The sequence below is a fragment of the Bacteroidota bacterium genome, assembly GCA_013696965.1.
In the GTDB taxonomy this organism is placed as follows: Bacteria; Bacteroidota; Bacteroidia; order JACCXN01; family JACCXN01; genus JACCXN01.
In genome coordinates, this window is record JACCXN010000093.1 from 1 (window position 1) to 26,565 (window position 26,565).

A 26,565-nucleotide genomic window follows, 5' to 3' on the forward strand; every position below is an offset into this window, starting at 1 on the left:
ATCCTACTGATGTTTATTTATATCTATCCAACGTGGCTAATGGATATGATGCAATTTATAACAAGGACACCAAAATAAAAAAAACAAGTATTAATGCTATTATTCCAAGGATCGGAACAGGTTTAGAATATGGAGCAGCAGTTATCGAGCATTTTAATAAAAATTTAGGGATTTTTTCTTGTGCTTCTGGAGATGGTTTATTAACTGCCAGTAACAAAATGAAAACAAGCCAAAGACTAAGCCAAAACAAAGTAAGAGTTCCTAAAACAATATTTGCAAATCAACCGCAGGATTTTAAATTTTTATTGGATAAAGTTGGAGGTTTGCCATGTATAGCCAAATTACAGGCAGGAAGTCAAGGAGCTGGAGTTATGATTTTAAATGATGAACTTGCTGCAAGTACTTCATTACAGAGTTTTAGCAAAATTGGAGTTAATGTTATACTCCAAGAAAAAATAGATACGGAAAAACCAACTTTTGACATTAGGGCTTATGTAGTTGGTGATGAAGTTGTTGCAGCCTATAAAAGATTTGCTTTAGATGATGATTTTCGTTCAAATTATTCATTAAGTAAGCAAGGGGAAAAAATAAAACTTACTGATGAAGAAATTAAAATGGCTATTGATGCAAGTAAAGCAGTAGGTTTAAAAGTGTCAGGAGTTGATTTAATGAGAGATATTGAGGGAAAACCCTATTGTATAGAAGTAAACGGCAACGCAAGTTTAAAAGGCATTGAAACGGTTACAGGAATTGACATTGCAGGGAAAATAATTGATTATATTATTGAAAATTATAAAAAATCAGATAATATAAATGCAGCAGTTATGACAGAAGAAAAAACAGTTAATAATAAAAACTCTATTCATCCCCCACAGAGAAAAACAGAAATAACCTTTAATTATTAAAATCATTTGTTTTAACTACAATTTTAATCTTAAAATAACTTTAGTTAGTTAGGTAGTTAGTAAATGTAAAAATGCCCTGCAAAACTCATTGATTTACAGGGCATAAGCATTTATTAAGTGATCCCGATTGGATTCGAACCAATGACCTACTGCTTAGAAGGCAGTTGCTCTATCCAGCTGAGCTACGGAACCTTTGTAAAATTAAAAAGTTTAAAGTTTTCTGGTTTTTGCTTCAAGTTGTTTCTCAAACTCTAAAGGTTCAACGTTGAACTTTAAACTAATCATTAAGTCGGGGTGGCAAGATTCGAACTTGCGACCTCCTGGTCCCAAACCAGGCGCGATAACCGGGCTACGCTACACCCCGAATTTTTAGAACTATTTCTAAAAGGGCTGCAAATTTAGGAATTTTTTTATCAATTCCAAATTTTGCGGAGAGAGGGGGATTCGAACCCCCGGAACAGTTACCCGTTCGGCAGTTTAGCAAACTACTGGTTTCAGCCACTCACCCATCTCTCCTTTTTTTTCGGATTGCAAATGTATAGAAATAGATTCTATTTACAAGCAAAATTATTAACTTATTATTTAAAACTCAGTATATCTTATATATAACGTTTCGTAGGGATTAAAAATATACTGCTTTTTCAGGTTTATTTCTTTTAACTATATTTCTTAGTGGAATTTTTTTTAGTCCATTCATTTTGACCATAAAACCCTTATGAGACAAGATATTTCAAAACACTTTTTTCTAATTTTACAACTTAAATTAATTTTGAATATTATATTTGCATCCTGTACGTTATACAACACTTACCCAAATAACACAAACCTTATTTAATTAAGTAAAAAAAATTAGTTTTATTATGATCCTTAAAAGAAATTTAAATACGGTTTTATTTGCAGTTTTTGCCAGTGTTTTAATTTTATCCTGCAACTCCTCCGACCAAAAAACGGAATATGTGAATCCCGAAGTTACTGTTTGGGAACTCTCTGATGCAGATATGCTTAATCCTTTTAATTATTCGGATGCTGGCGCTGGATATATTATGACAAATATTTTTCAGAAATTACTTTCCATTGACTTTAATACCTTAGAACTTGTTCCCATACTTGCCACAGAACGACCAGAAATTATAAAAACTCCCGAAGGTGGAATGTTAATTACATACACTATTCGTCCTGATGCTAAATGGGATAATGGAACACCTATTACTGCAAAGGATATTGAGTTTTCCTTAAAGGTGATGAAAAATCCAAAAGTAAACAACCAACGCTTAAGGCCTTATTATGAATTTATTCAGGATGTACAGTTTTATGAGCAAGATCCCCTTAAACTGACTTTTATTTGTAAAGATGTTTATATTCTTGCAGAAGCGGCCAGTGGTGATTTTTCTATTTTACCTGAAAATATTTTTGACCCTAAAGGTTTAATGAAGGGATTTTCCATTCGTGAACTTTCTGAAAATGCTGAAAAAATTTCGGATGATCCTAAAATAGTAGAGTTTGCAAATGATTTTAACTCAGAAAAATACCAGAGAGAAAAAGAATTTGTTATTGGAAGCGGTGCTTATACCCTGGAGGAGTGGCTAACAGGACAAAGAATTGTTTTGAAGAAAAAGGAAAACTGGTGGGGAAATAAATTAGCAGAAAATAACAAGTATTTTGAGGTTAATTCCCCCAAAATTATTTACCAGACAATCAATGATCAAACTACTGGAATTGTTGCCCTTAAAGCGGGAAATATAGATTTGGCACGAACAATAAAGGCAAAGGATTTCGTTGAATTACCAAAATCGGAAAAATTTACTGCTAATTATGTTTCTCATACTCCAGGGTTTTTAGAGTACAATTACATAGGAATTAATACCAAGCTTGAAAACAAAAAATTATCAGATAAAAAAGTCCGCCAGGCACTGGCTCATCTTTTCGATGTTCCTAAAATTATTGAAATCATTCAATATGGCCTGGCGCAAAGAATCATTGGTCCTATCCATCCCTCAGATAAAAAGGCATACAACAAGGATTTAGCTCATTACCAATACAGTGTTGAAACCGCAAAAAAACTGTTATCAGAAGCAGGTTGGAAAGATTCAAATGGAAATGGAACTGTTGATAAAGTAATTGATGGTGAATTAGTGGAGCTTGAAATAACTTTCACCTATAATTCGGGTAATGATGAAAGAAAAGGTGTTGCACTTATGTTCCAGGAAGAAGCAAGGAAAGCAGGGATAAAAGTAAATGTAATTGCACAGGAATGGTCTATTTATCTTGATAATCTTAAAAGTCATAAATTCGATATGTATTTTGGAGCTTGGGTTTCAACTCCCGTTCCTGCCGATCATAAACAAATTTACCATACCGAATCCTATCATGGTGGATCCAATTATACTGGTTTTGGAAATGATGAGTCCGATGCTTTAATTGATGCTATACGTATTGAATTGGATGAAGATAAAAGGGCATTGTTAAATAAGGAATTCCAAAAAATACTACATGATCAGGTTTCCTATATTTTCTTATATGCCAGAAATGAAAAAATTGCCATTAATAAACGTTTTCATAACGCTCAAACATCAGTTATGAGACCTGGATATTGGGAATCAGGATTTTCAGTTACAAAATAATATACAATGCTAAAATATATCTTAAAGCGGGTATTTATTTTTATACCTACTTTAATCATAATATCACTTCTTACTTTTGTAATAAGTACAAATGCCCCGGGTGACCCTGTTGATACCATGCTTAATAAAAGTGCCGGGGGAGATGGACAAGCAGCAGAAAAGATGTCTACTGAAAAGGCATACAATGACCTTAGACATCAACTGGGACTTGATTTGCCTGTTTTTTATTTTAGTGTTACAAATTCCACTCGTACGGATACTTTATATAGGTTATCAAATTCTCTGCATCAGGAAACAATGGAAAGAATTTCATTTAATTTCGGAGTCTGGAAACATGTTGGAGATTATTACAACAATATAAAAAAGTTTGAATATGCTTTATTAGCAATTGATAAAGACAATGAGAATTCGGCTGATTTAAGGAAAGCAAAAGATTATGTAAATTCCCTTTATTCAATATTTGATGAAACAAAAATAAAAAATGTTTTTTCTGGTTTGGCTTTTTTGTTTGAATCAAATCACTCCTTTGCTAAGGCAAAAGCCAATTTTAACGCCACAGAAAATGCATGGCATAATGTAATTCACAATCAATCCAAAATGAACAAATACATACCTGCAATTCATTGGTACGGATTCAACAATCAATACCACAGGTGGATATTTGGTGACAAGCCCTGGCTTTCGTCCCTTCCCTGGGCAAATGATAGGGATATACAATTCAACAGTAAAGGCTTTTTAAGGGGCGACTTTGGAATTTCATACCAGGATAAACGGCCTGTTTCATCCGTTTTATGGGATGCTATGCAATGGACTTTTATGCTCAGCATGCTTTCTGTTTTTATTGCCTATTTGGTTGCTATCCCCTTAGGAGTTAAATCTGCAGTTTCAAAGGGGTCAAAAACTGAAAAATCAATTACTACTGTTTTGTTTGTTCTTTATTCATTACCAAATTTTTGGATAGCAACAATGCTTATTATTTTCTTTGCCGGAGGTGATTATTTTGACTGGTTCCCGGCATTTGGACTTGGATCTTTACCCTCTTCTGCCCCTTTCATGGACAGGTTTTTTGAAACTGCTTACCATTTCATTCTTCCGCTTATTTGTCTTACCTACGCCTCCTTTGCTTTTATATCCCGTCAAATGCGAGGAGGAATGCTTAATGTGCTAGGCCAGGATTATATTAGAACTGCAAGGGCAAAGGGATTAAATGAAAATACAGTAATTTGGAAACACGCTTTTCGCAATTCCTTAATTCCTATTATCACTTTGTTTGCAAGCATTTTCCCTGCTGCAATTTCAGGATCTTTCGTAATTGAATATATTTTTTCAATACCAGGCATGGGAAAGATAAGTCTTGATGCGCTTATTGCCCGAAATTATCCAATTGTTTTTACTGTAATGCTTTTTACAGCAATTCTTACCCTTGTTGGAAATTTAGTTGCAGATATTTTGTATGCAGTTGTGGATCCCCGGATTTCCTTCACAAAAAAAGCCAATTAATTATGCAACAAGAAACTGATATTTTATCTGCTCCGTTGCCTCTTACCAAAGTTGCAAAAAAAGGATTTTGGCCAGGTGTTTTCAAGCAATTCAAAAAAAACAAATTAGCTGTTTTTTCATTGTGGCTTATTCTTTTGCTTGCAAGCATTGCAGCATTGGCTGATTTTATTGCCAATGAAAAACCGCTTATTGCCAAATACAATGGACAGGTTTATTTCCCTGTTTTTAAATCCTATGTAGTGGAAAGCGGATTTGCCAATTGGCCAGTGGAAATGCAAAACATAGAATGGAATAGTCTTCAATATGACTGGGTTGTTTTTCCACCGATTCCTTATTTGCCCAAAAACATTGATTTTGCAAATGCACAATCAATTGGTCCTTTTGATGATCAAAGAGTTAAATCCATACATTGGAGGCATTGGTTAGGAACAGATGAACTAGGACGGGATGTTATGGCCGGTATGATACATGGAACCAGGATTGCTTTGCTGGTTGGTTTAATTTCAATGAGCATTGCTTCAATAATAGGTATTTTGTTAGGCTCACTTGCAGGTTATTTTGGAGATGATAAATTGAAAATATCCAGAGCAAGAATAGTTTTAAATCCCCTTTTTTTCCTTGTTGCTATTTTTTATGCCTTTGGTTCACGTTCTTATATTTTAGCAGATGCTATAAATAATTCCTTTGCGAATTTTTTATTTGAATTTGGTATAAGTTTGATTATACTGATAGCTTTTATGGGGGTTGCAAATATTCTAAGTCATTTCTTAAAAGCCATTCCCTTTTTTGCCGTTAAAATAAATGTTGCTGTTGATATTATTATTTCTCGCCTTATTGAGGTAATGGTTTCCATTCCAACACTTTTTCTTATCATTTCAATTATAGCAATTGCCAAACCCTCAATATTTATTGTTATGGCAATAATCGGATTTACTTCATGGACTGGTATTGCCCGGTTTATTCGTGCCGAACTTTTAAGGGTAAGAAGGCTTGAATATATTGAAGCTGCTCAAGCATTGGGTTTCGGTGAAATGCGAACAATTTTCAAACATGCCATTCCAAATGCGCTTTCTCCTGTATTAATTGCCATTGCATTTGGAATAGCAACCGCAATTCTTATTGAATCTACATTGTCTTTTCTTGGAATTGGACTTCCTGCAGAAACTATGACTTGGGGTTCGTTGCTTTCTTCAGCAAGACAATCAACATCTGCTTGGTGGCTTGCAATTTTCCCTGGCCTTGCCATATTTATCACTGTTACAATTTACAATCTCGTAGGAGAAGGCCTTACAGATGCTCTTGATCCGAGGCAGAAAAGATAAAATTTTTTTACTGTAAATTTTTTACCCCTGTTTTTGTTAATATTAATAAGTATGGCGCAAGTAGAGGGGTTGAATTTTGCATGAATATCTTAATTTTCAAGAATGCATTACATTTACTTTTTTTTATACCTTATATTCAGAATGATGCAATAAATTCACTTTGTGCTATAGCTAATTTTACATTTTCTTTTGCCAAATACTAAAAACCAGAATCTAATTCAAAATCAAAAAAATACTTATTCCGCCAATGATCCGTGTTGTTTTTGAAAACTTAAAACCGGTATATTTTGTATTCTTTTGTTTTTTTTGCACCCATTTCCATAACTATTTTGTTCATACGCAAATTTTCCGTTGCTACCCAACTGATTTCTCCTCCCAAATATCCTTCCTGTTCAACCCTACTGGCCATTTCAGCATAAAGTATACTGCCAAGCCCTAGGTGCTGATACTTTTGCTTAACAGCTATAACCATAACTTTTACCCATTTAATCTTTTGCTTTGTTTTAAAAAACTTCCAAAGGCCTGTTAGGGTGAACTTACCATACGGCAAATGTTGTATGGCTTCGTTCAAATTAGGCACAGCAAGTATAAAAGCTACCGGTTCGCCATTGAACGAAAGGGTGAAAAGCAGCCTTCTGTTGAGTATTGATTTTAATGACCTTGCCATGTAAACAAATTCTTTTTCAGTAAAAGGATCATAGCCCCAGTGGTTTATAAATGCATCATTATATATCCTGCAAAGTTTTTTAGCTTCATTGTCATAATTTGAATAATCTATCTCATCTATCTTTATTGGATACCTTTTTTTTAAAAGCCTGCAAACTCGTGTAATTTTCTCATCCCTGATTCCACATGGCTGCTCAAAAGCTGAAAAGGACATCTCCTCCTTTGCTCCCAATTGTTGCAAAAGCTTTCCATAATAAGGGGGGTTATAATTCATCATAAAAAATGCCTGTTGCTCAAAACCTGAATCAAGAACCCCTAACTCGTAATTAATGCTTGGATTTAAAGGCCCCGTGAATGAATAAATATTCTTTTCTTTAAAATGTCTTTTTACAGCGTTTATCAAAGAGAGGGCAGCATTAAAATCATTAATACAGTCAAAAAAACCAAAATGGCCTTCCTGCTTGGTTTTAAAACAAATAGCGGCTATCCTTCCAACCGGCTGATTTCCGGAATATGCAACAAAAAGTACATAATCAGCCTTTTCCCAGAATGGATTTTTCTTCCTGTTAAAGGTCTGGCGCAAAAGCATCTTTATCGGGGCGATGTATTGGGGATGATCTCTGTGGATAATATCGCCCAAGTGTATAAAATCCGAGAATTGCCTTTTTGTGATTACCTGTGATATTTTCATTACTATATTTTTTGGTATACCGTAAATTTATCTGTCTTTACGAAAGTTAAATTTTAGGGGATAAAGGTTCAAATTAAAAGTATCAATATCAATTTAATGCTTTAAAATTTCGTTTATTTGTTACTGAAAGATTAATTTATGAAGAAGCTGAGAATTTTACTAATTAGCCCTACCGGACTGGATAAAGAAGGAAAGCCGATAGTGCAGAAAAAGACATATCTACCAGGGCTAACCATGGCTCAGCTTTCGGCCCACACACCTAAAGACCAGTTTGAGGTACACACAGTTTGTGAAACATCCCAGCCCATTCCATGGGACGAGCAATGGGATATTGTGGGGCTTACAGGAATGGGAGGGGCTGGCGTTGTGCGCGGCTATCAAATCGGTGATTATTTTAAGGCAAAAGGCGCTACTGTGGTAATGGGAGGTATTGCTATTTCTTTATTTGAGGATAGCTGGACACGCCCACATTGCAATGTAATTATTAATGGGGAAGCGGAAGAGACCTGGCCGCGTTTTTTGCAAGATTACCTAAGGGGAGAGGTTAAGGATACTTATGATATGGAAAAAGTACCTGATGTTAATTGTTTTCCGGTACCCGATTATCAAGCCTTTGATGCTAAATACTATGGCTTTTGGCGGCCGGTACAAGCTACCCGCGGCTGCCCTTTTCCATGTACATTTTGTTCCATTTCACAGTTTTTTAAGAGAAGTTACAGGAAACGCCCTGTAGAACAGGTTATACGTGATGTTAGGGCAGCCAAAGCCTCAGGAAGCAAGTACATTGCATTTATTGACGACAACATAGGTGTGGACTTTAATTATTGCAAGGAATTATGGACGGCACTTATCCCTGAAAAAATCATCTGGATTAGCCAATGCAGCTTGCAAATTGCAAAAGATGATGAAATGCTGAAGCTTGCTTATAAATCGGGCTGCCGTATTTTGTCTTTCGGTATCGAAACTATAAATGAAGCCAGCCTAGTTCATATTGACAAGGAATGGAATGAGCCCAAACAATATGATAAAGCTTTTGCCAACATAAGGGCACAGGGAATTGAAATTTCCACAGAAATGATACTTGGCCTTGACGGGGATGATGAAACTGTTTTTGAAAAAACCTTTGATTTTTTAATGCGTAACAATATTGCTTTGCCAAGGATGTACATTTTAACCCCTGTGCCCGGAACGCCAATGTATCGCCAACTTGAGGATGAAGGCAGGATTTTCGATTATGACATTCAAAAGTATGTAGGGGGTTCTGCTGTATTTCACCCCAAGGGCATGTCAGCAGAAACACTGCAGCAGGGCTATTGGAAGCTATATGAGAAGCTTTACTCCAGGAAAAATATTTATAAACGGCTAAAGGCAAACCCAGCTGGGCTTGGGCCATTTTTGCGCCTATTTGTACTTGGAACTAATGTGGTTTACAGAAACCACATTAATCGAGGCATAACACCCGGAATTGTATAATGGAAGTAATTCCAAATACCAGGATTTTAATTTCGCTCTTAGAAGGCGGTTACTTTATAAAATGAGCCAAAACACCAGCACATGAAGTCGTATATTACTAAAAATCCTTCATTTATTGAGTCCCTGAAGTTTGTCCATAACATTTCTGTTTCGGTTGAGGAAAACATGGCCGAATATGGCGATCTATTCAAACTTAAACTTCCCTTTCATTCTATCTATGCGGTAGCCGGGCCACAAGCCTTACATGATATCCTAATAAAGAATGATGCAAATTTTATTAAGAGCAAGATTTATTGGGCTCAGCTTCGTGCCGTAGTGGGAGATGCCCTGGGAACTTATGAAGGAGAGGAATTTGTTTGGATGAAAAAGCTCCAGATGAAAGCCTATACCAAGGCTCAGGCTGAAATTCACCTCCATGAGGTGATACGTTCAAATGAATCCCACTTTGCAGAATGGGAAACACATTCAAAGCCCCTGAATATCACTCATGCTTTTTCTGAGTTAAATGTGGCTATTTTGCTGAAAGTTTTATTTGGGAAAGAGCATGATGGCTTGTGTGATACCATTGCACATTATATCGCTGATGGGGAAGAAACTATTTCATGGCGATCTGCTTTTCCCTGGAGGCCATATACTGCCTGGCTTAATGGCAGAAACCAGCGGTATAAAAAATCGGTGAAGTTTTTTGGTAAAATAACAGATGATATTATCGCCAAAAATCTTGATCGCCCTCCATTAAATTCCTTAATTGGGCTACTATTGAGTGAATCCAGCTTTTTAAAAGAAAACAGCAACATAGACAAGGAAATTATCCGAAATGAGCTAATTATACACCTTGGAGCTGGAACAGAAACTGCTGCAGTTGGGATGGGCTGGGCATTTTACCTGCTTCATAAACACCCTGGGGTCAAGAAAAAAATCTTCCAGGAAATTGATGAAGTGGTAGGCTGCAACCAGATTAAACCGGAACATGCTTTTCAACTCGAGTACACAGCAATGGTTTTAAAAGAAGCATTGAGGCTGTATCCGCCAAGTCATGGAATAGTACGTGATGCCATTGGAGAAGTCCGGATTGGAGAGATGTACGCAAAACCGGGAGATACATTTTTTATCAGCACTTATGCACTGCATCGAAACCCGAAATACTGGCAATCCCCAAATGAATTTATCCCTGAAAGATTTAAAACAGAACCTGAGGATTATACCTATATCCCTTTTGGTGCCGGAAAACATTCCTGTATTGGCCGTTACCTGGCTCAGCCTATGATGATACTGGCAGTGGCTCAGTTTCTGCAAAAGTTTGACTTTGAAATGAATGTTACAGAACCTGTGCTTCCTTTATCAATGGCTACACTTAAGCCTAACCAGCCTCTGCTTATTAATGTAACAGAGCGAAGGCCGGATTCAAAAACTAAAACCCAAATGACATGAAAATTTTACTGGTAAGGCCACCTGTCCCTCAACATACCATCGGACTAAAGCACATTATGATATGTGAGCCCTTGGAACTGGAATATATCGGAGCAAACCTAAAGGGGCATGAAGTCATGATTTTTGACAACTTGGTTGAAAAAGGCTTTAAAAAGAGACTTGAAAAGTTTTCGCCTGATGTGGTAGTGAGTAGCTGCTATAAAACAGGCACCAATGAAGTCATAAAGTTATTCAGGGAAGTGAAGCGGTTTAATCCTAATATTATAACCATTGTTGGCGGAATCCATGCCACATTAATTCCTGAAGATTTTGCCGATGTTGCTGTGGATGTAATTGGGATTGGCGATGGCACCTTTCTTTTGCCCGAAATTATTCAAAAAATCCAAAACAATGAGCCTATTATCGGGCTCCCGGGTGTGGCCATACCTATTGCTGAAAACCAATTGGAATTTTCACCTCAACGGGCTTACATGCCAAAAGCAGATACCCTGCCGCTACCCGACCGTTCCCTGGTAAAACACCTGAAACACAAGTACTATTATTTGATGCATTCCCCTGTGGCAACCATGAAAACCACATGGGGCTGCTGGTATAGATGCAATTTTTGCTTTACCTGGAAAATAACTGGCGGAACACCTTACAGCCGGTCTCCCGAATCCATCGTTGAAGAATTAAAAACAATTGAAGCAAAGGAGGTATACATTGTGGATGATATTTTCTTAATCAACATAAGCCGCTTGCGGAAACTGGCCGATTTATTAAAAGCCGAAGGTATCCACAAAAACTATCTCTGCTATGCAAGGGCCGATTTTATTGCAGAAAACGAGGAGATTATTAAGGAATGGGCAGAGCTTGGGCTGAAAGCCGTTTTCATAGGGCTGGAAGCCGCTACAGACGAAGAATTAAACAGCATGAACAAGCAATGTCCGGTGGATTACAATAAAAAGGCTATCGAAGTGCTTCGCAGGCACAAAATTGATACCTACGGTTCTCTTATACCCGCTGCACATTATGAAAAAGCGGACTGGGCACGCCTTTGGGATTTTATCGAAGAAACAAAACTTTACTATGTGAATATTTCACCAGCTACACCTTTGCCCGGCGCTGAAGATTATGCCAGCCTGAAAGAAAACCTCACGGTCCCCGAAGATGCACATGGCCTGTTTGACCTTTCACACCAACTCTGCCCAACAAAAATGCCTTTAAAAGATTATTACCGTGAGCTACTTAAACTTTATGCAAAAACAATTCTTAATCTTAGGAGAGCTAACCACAATACTTTCCGCACTCTTCCATCCATTTGGAGCATACAATATTGGAGGATCATTGCAGGAGCACTTAAAATAGGCAGACAATTTGCAACAGCTCACCTGGATCATACGCCTAAAGAAATTGCCATTGCTCAGTATAAAGGAGAACCTGTAATAGGGCTAAGCTATGGCTCAAAATTCCGCCATCCATCCTTCAGCCAGGTTAAAGAAACGCAAGCTGTCTAAATATGCATTTAAAAGTCTTCCGCCATATCAGCGAAATACCTGAAAACACATGGAACAGCATCCTATGCGAGGATGATATTTTTCACCATTACAGGTTTCTCAAGGCTATCCAGGAAGCAGCTGTTGAAAATGCGGATATGCGTTTCCTGACTTTTTATAAAAACGAACAACTCCTAGGATCTGCGGTATGCAGTGCATTTACTATAGATTTAAGTCTTTTTGCGGGAGATAATGTTTTTGTAAAAATCTTAAAAAAATCCTTGTCTGGAATTTTCAAATGCAGGATATGCTTTTGCGGAACACCCCTATCTGCCGGACAAAACAATATCAGGTGGAAAGATGAAAATGACAAAGGACCCATATTGAATGAAACCATAAAATTTATGGATAAATGGTGTGCAGAAGAAAAAATCCCGGTCAGTATTTTTAAAGAGTTTTCTGAACCGTCAGTTTCTTTATCTCTTCTTAATAGTGGATATATTAAGGCACCGAGCTTACCGGGAACCACCCTTTTTCTTCCCTTTAATACTCACAGAGAATACATGGATTCACTGCGGGCAAATTACAGGAGGCAAATCCTTAGTGGCTGGAAAAAAATCGAAAATAAACATCCCACTTTTGTTGAAAATTATTTCACATCTGCTAAAAATGAAAATGCTCCTGTTTTTACCATTCTGAATGCTGAAGATATTGACGCCCGACATTTTTACGCACTATATACCCTTGTTTTAAACAGGGCAGAAACCCGTCTTGAAACATTAAATCTGGCATTTTTCAGTAATTTTTTCTCTCAGTATAAGGAGCAATTAAAAGCATTATCTATGGTTTTTCGTGGAAAAATTATCGGAATGTTTATTTTCATAAAGTTAAGGGAACAGCTCGTTTTTCTTTGGACTGGGAAAGAAGATGAAAAAGATGATTATGAAAGTTACAACAATTTACTTAGTGCTTTGGTGATTTTTGCCATTAAGGAAGGGTATAAGAAAATAGATTTGGGACAAACCTCCTACTATCCAAAAATGCGCCTTGGAGGGCAGACTTTTGATTTGGTTTTTTATTTTAAAGCCAAAAAACCATTGGTTCACAAAATAATAACCCTGTTAAAGCCTGTGATTTTCCCTGAATATACACTGCCTGAAATGAAAGTATTTGCCGCTAAAAATAAAGTTTTATGACTAAGAAAGATAAAATGCTGGAATTGTTCGGGCTTAATGTGAATTACACAAGCGGCACCGCTAACCACCTATTTTACAAGAATGATGAAAATATAGAAGTTTGTGTATTGGATGTAACCGGTTCTTATGGGATAAATTTGCTGGGGCACAATAATCCTGTTGTGAAAAAAATCGCAGAAAACATCTCCACTTTCCCTCCTAACTTCATTCAAGGTAGCAAAAGCCCCGAAAAAGAAAAGCTTTTTGAAAAACTAATAAGCCGGATTGAAGATCATGCCGGCAAAAAGAACTGGCGCTGTGAACTGGCAAATACGGGTACGGAGATTATTGAACTTGCTTTGAAAATATGCCTTAAAAAATGGGAAAAACGAAAGTTAGAATGGCATCAGGAACAAACCCGCACCATAAATTATTTGTATAACGGAGATAAAGGAATCAAAAAAGAAATACAAGCTTCCTATGCCTTTTTAAAGGATGGACCTGTAATAATACATCTGAAAGGTAGCTTTCACGGAAAAACTTTAGGAGCCCTTTCTGTTATGGGCAATCCGCAATATAAAGCTGAATTCCCAATGGCTATAAATGGCGTGGAGATATTGGCTACGGAAGAAATTTTAGAAGATATCATAGCAGTTTATGTAAAAACATATACCTATTTCAATTCAAAAACCCAGCGGATGCAACAAAAGCAATGTTGTCCGGTATGTGCTGTGATCATTGAACCGATACAGGGGGAAGGTGGTGTGGTAAAAGTACCGGAACATTTTTTAAGCGCACTGTCCCGCATTCAGAAAAAGTGGAGTATACCAGTAATATCCGATGAAATACAATGCGGATTATACCGCACCGGCCCATTTTCTGCACTCCCTGGAAAAATACTTACTGCCGATATTTATTGCTTTGGCAAGGCACTCGGGGCAGGGCTGGCTAAAATTTCTGCACTTTGTTACCAAGCTGCTACTTTCGATGAAAACATATACTCCTATCACAGTTCCAGCTTTAGCGAAGATTTTCTTGGATGCTATGCTGCCAATGAATTTCTGGATTGTATTGAAAAAAGCAATAAGGATTATTTTCCTTTAGTTGAACAGCTGCAGAATTTTGCTTCAGCGTACCCTGAATTTGTCAAAGAAGTCCGTGGCGAAGGTTTGATGGCAGCCATTGAGCTAAGGGAAGAAGCTTTAAACAATTCTTTTATCACTAAATTTTTTAAGGACCTGCATAAATTAGGTTACTGGATTTCATCCATCCTTTTAAACAGGGAACAAATAAGGATGTATCCAACGCTCACTGCTCCAATGGCTTTCCGTATTCAGCCCTCAGTTCAGTTCAACAATGCTGATTTTCTGCATTTGACAAAAGGACTGGCTAATTTTTTTGAGGCCGTAAAAAAAGGCAACTTACAGTATTTATTCGGCCACTTGATTCCCCTGTCAAGCCAACCAATACTTAAACCATTGCCTGCTCAGGTACAAACAAATTATTTTCCTTCAGATGCGGCTGTTTTTATTTGCCATCCTATTGATCTTGGGCATCTTTCTCATATAGTTGATTTGGTTGAAGGATATGGGGATGAAAATCTTGAAGAGGTTCTTGATGAAGTTCGCGAGGAGCAGTCTTTCACCATTTATCATACGGATAGCTTGGAAAATGCTATTGGGGAGAAAATGAATGTTGTATTCTTAGGCATTCCACTTACCAGCACATCGTTTTTTAAAGCCCTTCGTTCAGGCAAGAGGCTTGAATGGATAAAAAAAATACAGGATGCCATAGATTGGGCCAATGAAAAGGGTGCAAGAAGCATAGGCTTAGGCCAATACACCAGCATCATAACAGGCAATGGAATGTATGTAAATTCATCCTCAGCCACACTCACCACGGGGAATGCTTACACAGCAAGCCTTGCCATTCAGGCGATACGCTTGGCCATCCAGGAAAAGAAAGTAAAAAATCCGAACATTTGTATAATCGGAGCATCTGGAAACATTGCTTCGGTAATTGCAGAAACCCTGATAAAGGATAGTGCGAAAATGACGCTGGTTTACCGGCAAGATCCAGCAAATTCACAAGCAATACAGGAAAACATACGGGCTTTTATTGAAAACAGTTCCAAAGGAAATAACTTTCCTTCCCAATTCATAGGGTTTCAGAATATAAGCTCTTCAGATTCAAGTTTTAATGAATTACAAAAAGCAGCTGCTCCTTTTTTAAGCTTTACCCATGATATAGAAACTGCTATTCATGCTGATGTGATTGTACTGGGAACAAACCAGCCAGGAGCAGTTTTATATTTAAAACATGTCAAGAAAGGCGCCATTGTGCTGGATATATCGGTACCACCTAATGCATCTGATGATCTTGTAAGCCGGAGTGACATAACTTATATTAAAGGCGGTATTGCTGCATTACCAGGAACAGGTAGCCAGGAACAAGCCTTGGAGTCTGTTATCTTGCCTTTTGGGCCAGGCGAATGTTTTGCCTGTATGGCAGAAACATTTGGGCTTGGGTTTGCCCAAATAAAGGGAAAGCGTTTTACCGGTGATTTAACAACTAAATCTGTTATGGAAATTACCCGGATTATTGAGCAACAAGGATTTTCTTTAGGAAGAAAAAAAACAGAAAGAAGCCTTTAAAAATAGATGAATTAATTCTCGCATCGAAAATTGAATTTTTAAAAAAATTTAATCCTTATTGTTTTGTTCGGGGTTTAAATATTTCTTCTTTAAACCCTCCATAACCTCATAAGCAGCAGGGCAAATAAAAGTGTTTTTAACCGTAAGTTGTAATAATTGGTGAAAGCGTTTGCGGTTTGTATGCGGATATTCCCTGCAGGCCATCGGGCGATGTTCATAAACCATACAATCATTGTCTGAACCTAAAAATGGACAAGGAGCAGGATCTTTAAGTACAAAATCATCTTCTGAATCAAAAAAAAGATACTTTTCAATAAAAGCTGCCGGCCTGATTCTAAAATGTTTTGATAATCGTTCAATATCTTTTTGATAAAATATAGGACTTGTTGTTTTGCAGCAATTGCCACAACTCATGCAATCTATTTTTTCAAATGCTTTCTCATGAAGGGCTTGGGCTGTTGTATCAAGATCTCTTGGAGTTGTTTTAATCAGTTTGGCAGTAAGTTTATTATTGGCTTTCTCAGCATCTTTAGCTAAATCAGCAAGGTCTTGAAGTTTCATAACCACAAAACTATAATGCTTTCCATTTATTACCTAATGTATTTGCAAGAATTTAAAATTAAATCATTTCTTTTTTAAAACCTCATAAGCAACAGGGAAAATTATTTTTTCCCATACTGCATATTCCTTTGCCGAAGGGTGTAATCCATCCTTTGCAACCATTTCCTTGTCGTATTTCATTTCCTGTGAAATGGTAAACAGATCTACTGTTCTGATCTTTCTTTTTGCTGCCTCCTGAAAAATAATTTCATTGTAATGCATTATCCCTGCCGAAATATTTCTCCCCTTGCTGTATTTAGCTCCTTCTGGTTTTACACTAAAATCAGGAATTGAAATTACAATTAGATTGTTTTTATCAGGTAAAATAGCCTGAATTCTATCAATAATAAAAGAAAGGTTTTTCCTAAAGGAATCAGCCGGCACATCCTGTACATAATCATTAACTCCAATAAGCAGGGTGGTAAAATCTGGCCTGGAAAGTTCAAATGCTGGCAATTCCCGTTCTATTAAATCTTTTGTTGTCCATCCTGATCTTGCAGGATTTGTAATAAGTTCAATAGGTATTGATTTTTTATATAAATTAACCGTAAGTAATTCAGTCCAGCATTCACTTAATTTAGCTCCCTGGCAAATTGTATACGAATCGCCCAAAGGCACATAACGAATAAGTTTGGTTTTTTCGGAAACCTGCTTTTGCGCATTTGATGAAAATGAAATCACACTCACAATCGTTATACTTAAAGCCGTGATTATTTTTACCATGGTTGATCTTTTTTATTTTATTAGTATTTTCACTACCAAATTAATAAATTATCCCGAAGAATTAATAAAAACATGAATGTCAATGAAAAATTATGATTTATGTGTTGTTGGAGGAGGGCCTACCGGGTATGCAGCAGCTATGCGAGCAATAGACTTTGGAAAAAAAGTTTTGTTAATCGAAAAATCCAGACTTGGAGGAGCTGGAGTTTATGATGGGGCGCTGGCTTCAAAAGCAATGTGGGAATATTCTGAAAAAATTAAAACAGTACGTGAGATTGCCGGCAACGGTATAACAGAAAAATTAACTTATAGGGAGATTAATAAAACGGTAAATGAAGCGATTTTTGAAAGGAAATTTCAATTGAGCTGCCATTTGCGTATTCTTCAGGAAAAAAATGGTTTTGTTAATTATATAAAGGGAACTGGAAAGCTTATTTCGGCCAATGAAGTTGAAATTACCAAGGAAAATGGGACTATTGAAACCATTTGGGCAGAAAATATTTTAATTGCAACAGGAAGCAGGCCCAGGAAATTGCCAAATATTCCTGTGGATGAAAAAATAATTTTAACAAGTGATGGAATTCATCATTTGGAAGATTTCCCAAAAAGTATTGTAATATTAGGTGCCGGTATTATTGGATGTGAATATGCCACCATTTTTTCAAATTTTGGAAGAACAAAAGTATACATGATTGACAGGGCGGATAGAATTCTCCCTTTTGAGGATGAAGATGTAGCAAAAGTGGTAGAAGAAAATTTTCGAAAAAATGGAGTAACAGTGCATAATGAGGCCAAACTTGAACGCATGGCTATAGTTGATGGTAAAGTAGAATACGAAATATCCCACAAAGATGGAAGAAGAGAGATAATAAAGGTAGAAAAGGCTTTGTTATCCATTGGAAGAGTTCCAAATGTAGAGGGAATTGGATTGGAAAATGCAGGTGTGAAACTTACAAAAGCAGGATATATTCATGAAACAGATACTCTTACAGGTATTCCTAACATTTATGCCGCAGGAGATGTATCAGGCCGATTGGCTTTGGTTAATGTTGGAGAGCGTGAAGCAAGACATGCAGTGGTGAGAATGTTTGATGGACCTATTCCCCCGATTATTTATGATAATATTTCTACAATAATGTTCCTTAACCCTGAAATTGCTGTAGTTGGAATGAATGAACAGGAAGCCCAAAGCAAGGGAATTACATATAAGCTGGTTAAATATGATTATTCCTGCATAGCAAGGGCCATTGCTATGAGAAAAACAACAGGATTTTTTAAAATATTAGTAACCAATGATAAACATATGAAAATCCTTGGAATGCGTGCTGTTGGAGAACATGCCTCAAGTGCCATTCAAGCAGTGGCACTATTGATTTCAATGAATAAAGGAATTGATGAGATAACAAATTTAATGCATCCTCATCCTTCCATTATTGAAGGTATCCAGGAATGTTTTAGAATGCTTAAAGGAAAATCGATTTTTAAAGCCTCTGTATTTAAAGACAAACTACAATGTTACCGTTGTGAAAATGGTGTTTGTTCTCCACTTTAAATTATTTCACTGATTATTAATATGTTTTAAAAGAAAATGTAAAGTTTTAATAACTTTTTGGAAGGGTTATGTTTATTAAACTCAGAATGCCTAAGGAAAATTCTAAAGCGTTTTTTTTTAAGATTTAATCTCGGATGTCAATAAAATAAGGATCAACCGATAATTCGTACCTTTTAGAAGAAAGTAGCTCCAACCTATTCATATCAATAATTGTCATGTATCCGTTTCTTCCTCCACAATAAGTGCTATGATGTGGTGCAGGACCTGAAGTATTCTGATTGCGGTGTGCAACATAAACTTGTTTGCTTTTATCATCAACAGCAATTCCATGAGGCTGATGCCCAGTATAAATATGCTTTACAAAGGTGTTTGATTTGTAATTGATAACCGTAACAGAACCTCTTTCTCCAGGGAATGTCTGGGTATCTTCAGTACAGCTTATAAAGGCATAATCAGAAGTTTTTGAAAACATTAACTCCTGTGGGAAAACTCCCGTGGGAATAACCGTTAGAAGCTCATCTGTTGCCACATCCATTACTCTTATTTCATTTGTTTTCTGACAAATAACATAATATTTAGTCCCATCAGGAGATATTTCAATTTCATGGGGATCCAAACTACTCATAGAGTTTATAGGATTGTTGTCTAAAGATATATGAGTTACTTCAGGAAAATTAATGTTTTGGATGTCAACTTTAATAATAAAATTCCCATCTTGGGCAGTGATATAAAGGGTTTTGTTATCTTTAGAAAGTGTTGATCCATGAGGAGTTTTAAACTCTGTAGGTCCTTGGTAATACCTAAGGAGCAACATGTTTTCAAGATCAACCACAGCAACGCTGCCTGCAAAAGCCCAATTAATAATATATGCTTGTTTGGAATCAGAGCTTATTGAAAATGTGTTCCAATTACCTGCATCTATAAACACTTCACCCGCAAAGGAATCATCGCTTGTTCTATACCTTTGAATAACATCACCTGCAGTAAAAATAACGTACCAGTATTTTCCGTCAGGTGAAACTTTAATCATATGTGGTGCCTCAATTAGAGGTTTATTCCCTACCTCTACATACCTCATAATTAAATTTGTTTTTTGATCGATCACTGATACCAAATCGCATCCTTGATTAACAACATATACTTTTTTGAGTTTTGGATCTTCGCTGAATTTCACCAAGCCATCCGCACCAGGGGCTCCATTTTCAACCCAGTCTCTTATTAAAACAACTTCTTCCCTGGTTAATGGCGTATTGTTTACCGGCATTGTAGGTTTCATTGAAAGACCCAAATCATCAAAAGTATTTACAAATAAAAAAAGAGGACTTTGCCTATGATTAAAAGGTATTGTAATTGCACCTGTTCTGCTGCCTTCAAACATTTTATCCCAGGTTTCCAGAGATAATCCACCCGCAGCATCTTTACTTATGTTATTATGACAACCTGGAACAGCGCATTTGCTAAGGATAATTTTTGCTATTTCTTTAGGATAATGGCTTTCTGAAATATTAACAATAGGAGGATCTACACGACATCCGATAATTAAAATCAGTCCTAAAACAATTAAATAGAATGATTGGCTCTGCCTCAAAACTTTAATGTTGTTCAGAAACTGGGATTTCAATGATCATTTCTCCTGCCTTATCCTTGATTTGAACAGGAACCCCTCCAGCAACTGTCATGTTTATGGTACTGTCCCAACCCACTGAATAGAGGTAATAATATCCTTTTTTTAAATTACTAAAATGCGTGTGACCAGTTAAATGATCCTGATCACCACATATTGCAGAATTATCATAATTTTTTGATTCAGTCCCTGGAAATTCCCTTGCTCCATACTTAATATAAACTACAGCATTAGGAATTAATGTATTATGATGTTTCACATTCACTGCCAATTCAACATTGCCTCCTATGCCTGCTTTTTTGCATGAAGAAAATATAAAAATCATTAAAAAGAGTATGGAGATAATAAATCGGCTACTTTTCATAAATGACATTTTTTTAATGTGAAATAAATGAGAAATCAATCTTTTAAAGGGGAATGATAATTTTAACTGATTTTTGAAAGGAAAATTGTAATGAAAAAAAATTGCTTTTCATTTGCGTGTGATCCAAAACTCAAATTTTAATTATACCAAATTCTTTATTGTATTGCTTTCGAAATACAAAATTTATTGCCTGTTTTTATTTCCAAATAGTAAAAATGGATATGAATTTACAGTGAAAATCAATGCTTTTTTAACTAATCAACTACGATTAATTTGTTGCGAATTTCAATATTCAATTTTCCAATTTCAAGGGTGTAATAATAAATACCTGCAGTTAATTCACCTCGTTCTAAAATGTATTTATCACCGGAAATATCCTTGGCGTGTACAACTTTTTTACCCATTAAATCATAAACTTGAAGATTTACCTCGTCACCAGATGAAAAGCTATTAGAAAAATCAAAAACTACAACATCCTTAAATGGATTTGGAAAGATTTTCACTTCAGGAATTGCACTATGCCCTGAAAGGGAAGTTATATCTTTCACTGTAACTTTTACACTGTCAATACCAATACATCCATCATTGTCAGTTACTGTTACTGTATAAGTGGTTGTAGCATTAGGAGATGCCATGGGGTTTGAAGCACTTGCGTCATTGAGGCTTGAAGCAGGAGACCAATTATAAGTTGATCCGTTTGCGTTTACCCATAATTGGGCAGTACCACCCGGAATTTCTATCATAGTATCAGAAATAAGGGCCAGAATTGGATTTACAACTTTAACCAAAATAGATTTTTTATTGCTGTATGTTGCATTAGTGATATCATAATTTGCAGCATAAAAAGTTGTGTTTTGGTACAATATAGGTGTTGTTAAAGTATCTCCAATGTGAATCTGACTTCCAGTAGGATTACTAAACCAATGAACTTCATTGCCAACTACACCTGAAGAAGCAATAAGCTCTGTGGAGGTGCCAATACAGGTTGTATCTCCATTAACAATAGGCATGGGCGCAGAATTGCAATAATCTACCACTGCCAGTAATGATTTATGCGCATTTAACCTTCCTCCTGAAACTGTTATGCCCTGAAGCGCAGTTATTGGATCAACATTGTTCAGCATAAATTCTTTCATCATAAGTGCAATTGTACCTGGATTGCTTTTGTATTCCTGGATAAGATCGGTACAAGCTGCAGCCCACATAAGGGCAATTGTACCGGCAACATGGGGTGTAGCCATGGAAGTTCCGGTAAGAGTTGAATATGAATTTCCTGAAATTGTTGACATTATCGCTGTTCCAGGGGCTCCTAAATCAATTGTTGTTAACCCATAACCAGCTCCACTGTTTTTATTGTCATTCCTGTCTGTATTTGTAACCGAAACCATAAAAGGGCTAGCACAAGCTGTTGGAATGTCACCGGTATTGTCAATATTTATATGAATATTTGCAGTTGCCCCAGCATTTAAAATTCCAAGTGTTCCCAAAGAATCATATATTCCACACCAAAGAGGGAAATTAGCAGGATTACCATAATCAACGCCAAAGGAAGCGTTAGTTGATACTATGAATGCTCCCTTTTGCCCATTTGTCTGATCATATAATTTGCGCTGATCAAAAACATAACCATAGGCTTTTATTACAGTTGCCTCATTCCCAGAGGCTCCTTGAATTGCCATTACCTGTACGTCCCAATTAACACCTGTTACCCCTAGGGTATTATTTCCTTTTGCTCCAATTGTTCCAGCAACATGAGTTCCATGATTATCGGAAGTAATTATTCCATTGTTATTATAAGCATTCCAGCCGTTTACATCATCAATATAACCGTTATTGTCATCATCAATCCCGTTTCCTGGTATTTCTCCATAGTTTTTCCAGAAATTTAAATCCTGGTGAGTTAACTGAAAACCACCATCAATAACAGCCACCACAATTGTATCTCCTGTAGCTGTCAAGCCACCGGTTGTTATATCCCAGGCTTCAGGAGCATCAATATCCCCATCAACTTTACCACCTGATTGACCAGTATTGTTAAGTCCCCACATACTGCCAAAACTTGGATCGTCAGGATATGTGTTTCTTAATTCCACCTTATGGTTGCGTTGAATTTTTGCTACCACTCTGCTTTTTGAAAAATTCTCTACCATGCGCTTTTCATTTGCTGCTGAATCTTCAAATTTTATTAAATAAATTTTCCAACTTTCAGAAATAACATCCAATATTTCGTAGGCAGGGAAAGCGCTTTCGAAATCCTTGAGTGTTTGATCTTTTTGCAATTGGATCATTAACTCTCCTGAACGGTAATTTTTCTCCATTTGCCCGTAACTAAAGGAAACATTGAAGAATAAAAAAAGAGAGAATGAAAAAAGAGCTATTTTTAGGGATGTAATTTTTATCATATCAAGGATTGGTTTTGAATTACAATAATAAGAAAATAAATAGTTAATTAGCTAACATGTATTGGTAAAAGTAAGATAGAATTACAATCCTACGCGTTATTCTTAATTATAATCAATATTTTTACAACATATCCGATAAACAAATTGCAATGAATTTTACTGTTTATAAAGCTTCTGCTGGTTCGGGGAAAACCTATACCCTGGTAAAGGAATTCCTTAAATTATCTCTTGCCTCACCACATGCCGAAAGTTACAAAGGAATTCTTGCAATTACCTTTACCAACAAGGCGGCTAGTGAAATGAAAGAGCGCGTTATTAATTCTCTTAAAATAATTTCAGGCGATAAAAAACCAGAAGGTACTCCTGCATTTTTGCTTAATGATCTTGTAAAAGAACTCAACACTACCGAGGAAATCATAAAAACTAGAAGTGCCGCGGTGTTAACGCATATTTTACACAATTATTCGGATTTAAGCATTTGCACCATTGATAAATTTACACATAAGATCATTCGTACCTTTGCTCATGATTTACATTTGCCCGTTAATTTTGAAATAGAACTGGATGAAAAAAACCTTCTTTCAAAAGCTGTTGACCTTCTCATTTCAAAAGTTGGAGTAAATCCGGAATTTACAGAAGTTCTGGTTGAATTTACAGAATCAAAAGCAAACCAGGAAAAAGACTGGCATATTGAAAGGGATCTGAGGAAATTTGCAGGGGAAATGTTAGGGGATGATGGTTCCAAATACCTGGAAAAACTCAAACATTTAAAGCTTTCTGATTTTATTGATATTAAAAATCAGATTAAAAATTATACAACTGCTTTTGAAAATGAGCTTGCTTTAATTGGAGATGAAGCCACAATGCTTATTGATTCTGTAGGAGTTGAGCCAGCAGCTTTTGCAGGAGGAGCCAATGGGATACCTAAATATTTTTCATACTTAAAAGAGAGAAGAACAGACAACTATAAGCCTACACCCACTGTTGCAAAAAACATTGAAGCGGATAAATGGCATGCAGGTAAAGCTACAATTAATGATAAATCTGACATTGATAGCATTAAAGATTTGTTGAAAGACTTCTTTTACCGGGCTGATTTTATTGTGAGCGAAAGGTTTGCTGAATATTTCTTGTTAAAGATGATTTACAAGTATATTTATAGTTTGATGGTTCTAAATGAAATCGAAAAAATAATTGCCCAGCTAAAAAAAGAAAACAACATCCTTCACATTTCAGAATTCAATAAAATAATTTCTGAGATAGTTGCAAATGAGCCTGCACCCTTCATTTATGAGAGAATAGGAGAGCGGTACAAGCATTTTTTAATTGACGAGTTTCAGGATACCTCTGTTCTTCAATGGCAAAACCTGCTTCCTTTACTTGATAATTCACTTGCCGGTGGAAATTTCAACATGATTGTTGGTGATGGTAAGCAATCCATTTACCGTTGGAGGGGTGGGGAAGTAGAACAGTTTGCAATGCTTCCTAAAGTATATAAACAGGATTCAAATTTACTTATAGCAGAAAGACAGGCTTCTCTTGAACGAAATTACATTGAAAAACCATTGAGCAGTAATTTTCGCTCTAAAATGGAAGTGGTTGATTTCAATAATAGATTTTTTAATCAAATATCAACTGGTTTATTCATAGGCTATCAAACAATTTACGACAATCATAACCAGAATTTCAGAAAAGAAAATCAGGGAGGGTATGTTCAGGTGGAATTTTTGGATGAGAAAAATTTGGCTGAATTAAGCTTGGAACAAACCAACTGCATAAAAATTCATGAAATAATAAATGATACACTTTTAGATGGATATAAATTAAAGGATATTGCAATTTTATTTCGCAAAAACCAGGAAGCATCTTTGGTTGCACGATTTCTTATTGAACAGGGAATTGATGTAATATCTTCAGAGAGTTTACTAATTAATAATTCCAAAGATGTAAGGTTTGCTGTTAACTTTTTAAGTTATCTGATTAATCCCGCTGATATTGGATTACAGGCTAAAATAATGCAGTTTGTTTTGCTTTACAAAATTAAAAATCAGTCTGAAATTCATAATTCGCTTTCAGCTTTAAGGCCATCTCAATTGAGCCTGGAGAAACAATTGTCGGCAAAAGGATATGTTTTTTCTTCCGTTAGGCTACTTAAATTGCCTTTGTATGAAATTTGCGAGGAAATATTCAGGATTTTTGAATTAAGTGAAAAACCAAACAGTTATATTCAGTTTTTTTTGGAAAGCGTTCATAATTTTACTGCACGTAATACTGCAGGAATAGTTAGTTTCCTGGAATGGTGGGAGGATAAAAAAGATAAATTATCCGTGGTAATTCCCCAGGGAACAAACGCTGTAAATATCATGACTATTCATAAATCAAAAGGTCTTGAGTTTCCGATAGTGATATTCCCTTTTGCCAATTGGAGGACCAAAAATTCAAAAGATAATTTCTGGATTAATTTAGATAAAAGTTCCGTTGTTAATCTCAGTTCAGCCGTTGTTCCTGCAAATAAGCAATTGGAGGATACTGTTTATGCCCCTCTTTATAGCGAAGAAGTAAATAAATCGAAACTGGATAACATGAATATTCTTTATGTTGCAATGACACGGCCAGAAGATAGGCTTTACATAATAAGTTCCCTTTCCAAATACAAAGATCTCGCAAATTATTTTATTGATTATTTTAAAGCTGCCGGGCAATGGGATTGTGAATGTAATACATATACCTTTGGAACCAAAACACCATCCCTGCAAAGAGTTTCTAAAGATTATCCTTCCACTTATTTATTGGATTCCATTATCTCAGAGCCCTGGAATAATAAAATAAACATTACAAGGCTTGCCCCAGAACGCTGGGATATTGAAAACCTGGATGAACAAATGGCATACGGTAAATTGCTGCATCTTGCCCTTTCCCGTATTAATTCAATTGTTCAAATTGAACCTGTGCTTGAACGAATGGTTTTTGAGGGAATAATTCTAAGTGAAGAAAAAGTAAAATTGGAAAATAAATTACTTCAAATAGTTACTCATCCAAAAATTGCTCTTTGGTTTTCGCCCCTGCTTAATGTTAAAAACGAAGTGGAAATTTTGCTCCCAGACGGAAGTTCTTACCGCCCTGACAAAGTCATTATTCAGGATAAAAATGCTGTAATAATTGATTTTAAAACTGGAAAAAGAAATTTAAAGAAGCATTCCAATCAGCTTGATAAATACCAGGAAGTTTTGATTGATATGGGATTTGAAAGTATCCAAAAATATTTGATTTATACCGAAGAAATTGTTGTGGAACAGCTTATGTAAATCCCCTACTAAATTTCTGGTTTGGATGATTTGCATTATTAAAATGCCTTTTATTCGTTTTTTTTAATTTTTTTCATGTCCG

At 36.1% G+C, this 26,565-nt stretch carries 17 protein-coding genes and 3 tRNA genes; 11 read left to right on the forward strand and 9 right to left on the reverse strand.

Annotated elements, in window-relative coordinates:
* Window positions 1-905 (forward strand): RimK family alpha-L-glutamate ligase (locus H0V01_14020; protein ID MBA2584494.1); only part of this gene is annotated, 905 nt, incomplete at its 5' end.
* 118 nt (window positions 906-1,023) lie between these two features.
* Here H0V01_14020 and H0V01_14025 read toward each other — a convergent pair.
* From H0V01_14025 to H0V01_14035, 3 genes are all read right to left on the reverse strand, one after another.
* Window positions 1,024-1,097, reverse strand: a tRNA-Arg gene (locus H0V01_14025).
* A gap of 97 nt (window positions 1,098-1,194) precedes the next feature.
* Window positions 1,195-1,269, reverse strand: a tRNA-Pro gene (locus H0V01_14030).
* A 65-nt stretch (window positions 1,270-1,334) separates the two neighbouring features.
* A tRNA-Ser gene (locus H0V01_14035) sits at window positions 1,335-1,421 on the reverse strand.
* A 344-nt stretch (window positions 1,422-1,765) separates the two neighbouring features.
* On the opposite strand from H0V01_14035, the gene H0V01_14040 reads away from it, so the two are divergent.
* Genes H0V01_14040 through H0V01_14050 form a run of 3 tightly spaced genes read left to right on the forward strand, consistent with a single transcriptional unit; the run spans window position 1,766 to window position 6,348 of the window.
* Window positions 1,766-3,526 (forward strand): ABC transporter substrate-binding protein, encoded by a 1,761-nt coding sequence (locus H0V01_14040; protein ID MBA2584495.1) that lies wholly within the window; start codon window positions 1,766-1,768, stop codon window positions 3,524-3,526.
* Window positions 3,527-3,532: 6 nt separating this feature from the next.
* Complete coding sequence (locus H0V01_14045; GenBank protein MBA2584496.1) at window positions 3,533-5,026, forward strand: ABC transporter permease; 1,494 nt, start codon at window positions 3,533-3,535, stop codon at window positions 5,024-5,026.
* Window positions 5,027-5,028: 2 nt separating this feature from the next.
* Entirely contained in the window at window positions 5,029-6,348 is a 1,320-nt protein-coding gene (locus H0V01_14050; GenBank protein ID MBA2584497.1) for an ABC transporter permease, read from the forward strand.
* Between the two features lie 271 nt (window positions 6,349-6,619).
* Here H0V01_14050 and H0V01_14055 read toward each other — a convergent pair whose 3' ends face one another.
* Window positions 6,620-7,705 carry a GNAT family N-acetyltransferase gene (locus tag H0V01_14055; GenBank protein ID MBA2584498.1) on the reverse strand — a complete coding sequence of 362 codons (1,086 nt, stop codon included), beginning with the start codon at window positions 7,703-7,705 and terminating at the stop codon, window positions 6,620-6,622.
* 138 nt (window positions 7,706-7,843) lie between these two features.
* Between H0V01_14055 and H0V01_14060 the strand changes: the two genes are divergently transcribed.
* From H0V01_14060 to H0V01_14080, 5 genes are all read left to right on the forward strand, one after another.
* Window positions 7,844-9,178, forward strand: coding sequence for a radical SAM protein (locus tag H0V01_14060; GenBank protein ID MBA2584499.1), 1,335 nt, complete (start codon window positions 7,844-7,846; stop codon window positions 9,176-9,178).
* 81 nt (window positions 9,179-9,259) lie between these two features.
* Window positions 9,260-10,609, forward strand: coding sequence for a cytochrome P450 (locus H0V01_14065; protein MBA2584500.1), 1,350 nt, complete (start codon window positions 9,260-9,262; stop codon window positions 10,607-10,609).
* The gene (locus H0V01_14070) at window positions 10,606-12,105 is read left to right on the forward strand and encodes a radical SAM protein (GenBank protein MBA2584501.1); all 1,500 of its coding nucleotides are present in this window, start codon (window positions 10,606-10,608) and stop codon (window positions 12,103-12,105) included. Before H0V01_14065 ends, H0V01_14070 begins: the two co-directional genes overlap by 4 nt.
* A 2-nt stretch (window positions 12,106-12,107) precedes the next feature.
* Window positions 12,108-13,280 (forward strand): N-acetyltransferase, encoded by a 1,173-nt coding sequence (locus H0V01_14075; protein ID MBA2584502.1) that lies wholly within the window; start codon window positions 12,108-12,110, stop codon window positions 13,278-13,280.
* Window positions 13,277-15,913 carry an aminotransferase class III-fold pyridoxal phosphate-dependent enzyme gene (locus tag H0V01_14080; protein MBA2584503.1) on the forward strand — a complete coding sequence of 879 codons (2,637 nt, stop codon included), beginning with the start codon at window positions 13,277-13,279 and terminating at the stop codon, window positions 15,911-15,913. The genes H0V01_14075 and H0V01_14080 overlap by 4 nt, the downstream gene beginning before the upstream one ends.
* A 48-nt stretch (window positions 15,914-15,961) precedes the next feature.
* Here H0V01_14080 and H0V01_14085 read toward each other — a convergent pair whose 3' ends face one another.
* Together H0V01_14085 and H0V01_14090 are read right to left on the reverse strand one after the other, a co-directional pair.
* Entirely contained in the window at window positions 15,962-16,480 is a 519-nt protein-coding gene (locus tag H0V01_14085; GenBank protein MBA2584504.1) for a YkgJ family cysteine cluster protein, read from the reverse strand.
* Window positions 16,481-16,537: 57 nt separating this feature from the next.
* Window positions 16,538-17,236 (reverse strand): hypothetical protein, encoded by a 699-nt coding sequence (locus H0V01_14090; protein MBA2584505.1) that lies wholly within the window; start codon window positions 17,234-17,236, stop codon window positions 16,538-16,540.
* Window positions 17,237-17,318: 82 nt separating this feature from the next.
* On the opposite strand from H0V01_14090, the gene H0V01_14095 reads away from it, so the two are divergent.
* Window positions 17,319-18,788 carry an NAD(P)/FAD-dependent oxidoreductase gene (locus H0V01_14095; protein MBA2584506.1) on the forward strand — a complete coding sequence of 490 codons (1,470 nt, stop codon included), beginning with the start codon at window positions 17,319-17,321 and terminating at the stop codon, window positions 18,786-18,788.
* 124 nt (window positions 18,789-18,912) lie between these two features.
* On the opposite strand, the gene H0V01_14100 is transcribed toward H0V01_14095, so the two are convergent.
* From H0V01_14100 to H0V01_14110, 3 genes are all read right to left on the reverse strand, one after another.
* On the reverse strand, window positions 18,913-20,376 hold the full coding sequence (locus H0V01_14100) for a hypothetical protein (protein ID MBA2584507.1): 1,464 nt from the start codon (window positions 20,374-20,376) through the stop codon (window positions 18,913-18,915).
* A gap of 4 nt (window positions 20,377-20,380) precedes the next feature.
* On the reverse strand, window positions 20,381-20,776 hold the full coding sequence (locus H0V01_14105; GenBank protein ID MBA2584508.1) for a hypothetical protein: 396 nt from the start codon (window positions 20,774-20,776) through the stop codon (window positions 20,381-20,383).
* A gap of 254 nt (window positions 20,777-21,030) precedes the next feature.
* A complete protein-coding gene (locus H0V01_14110) occupies window positions 21,031-23,178 on the reverse strand; it encodes a S8 family peptidase (GenBank protein ID MBA2584509.1) in 2,148 nt (715 codons plus the stop codon).
* 149 nt (window positions 23,179-23,327) lie between these two features.
* Here H0V01_14110 and H0V01_14115 point away from each other — a divergent pair, with 149 nt between their 5' ends.
* A complete protein-coding gene (locus H0V01_14115; protein ID MBA2584510.1) occupies window positions 23,328-26,483 on the forward strand; it encodes a UvrD-helicase domain-containing protein in 3,156 nt (1,051 codons plus the stop codon).
* The last annotated feature ends 82 nt before the right edge of the window (window positions 26,484-26,565 follow it).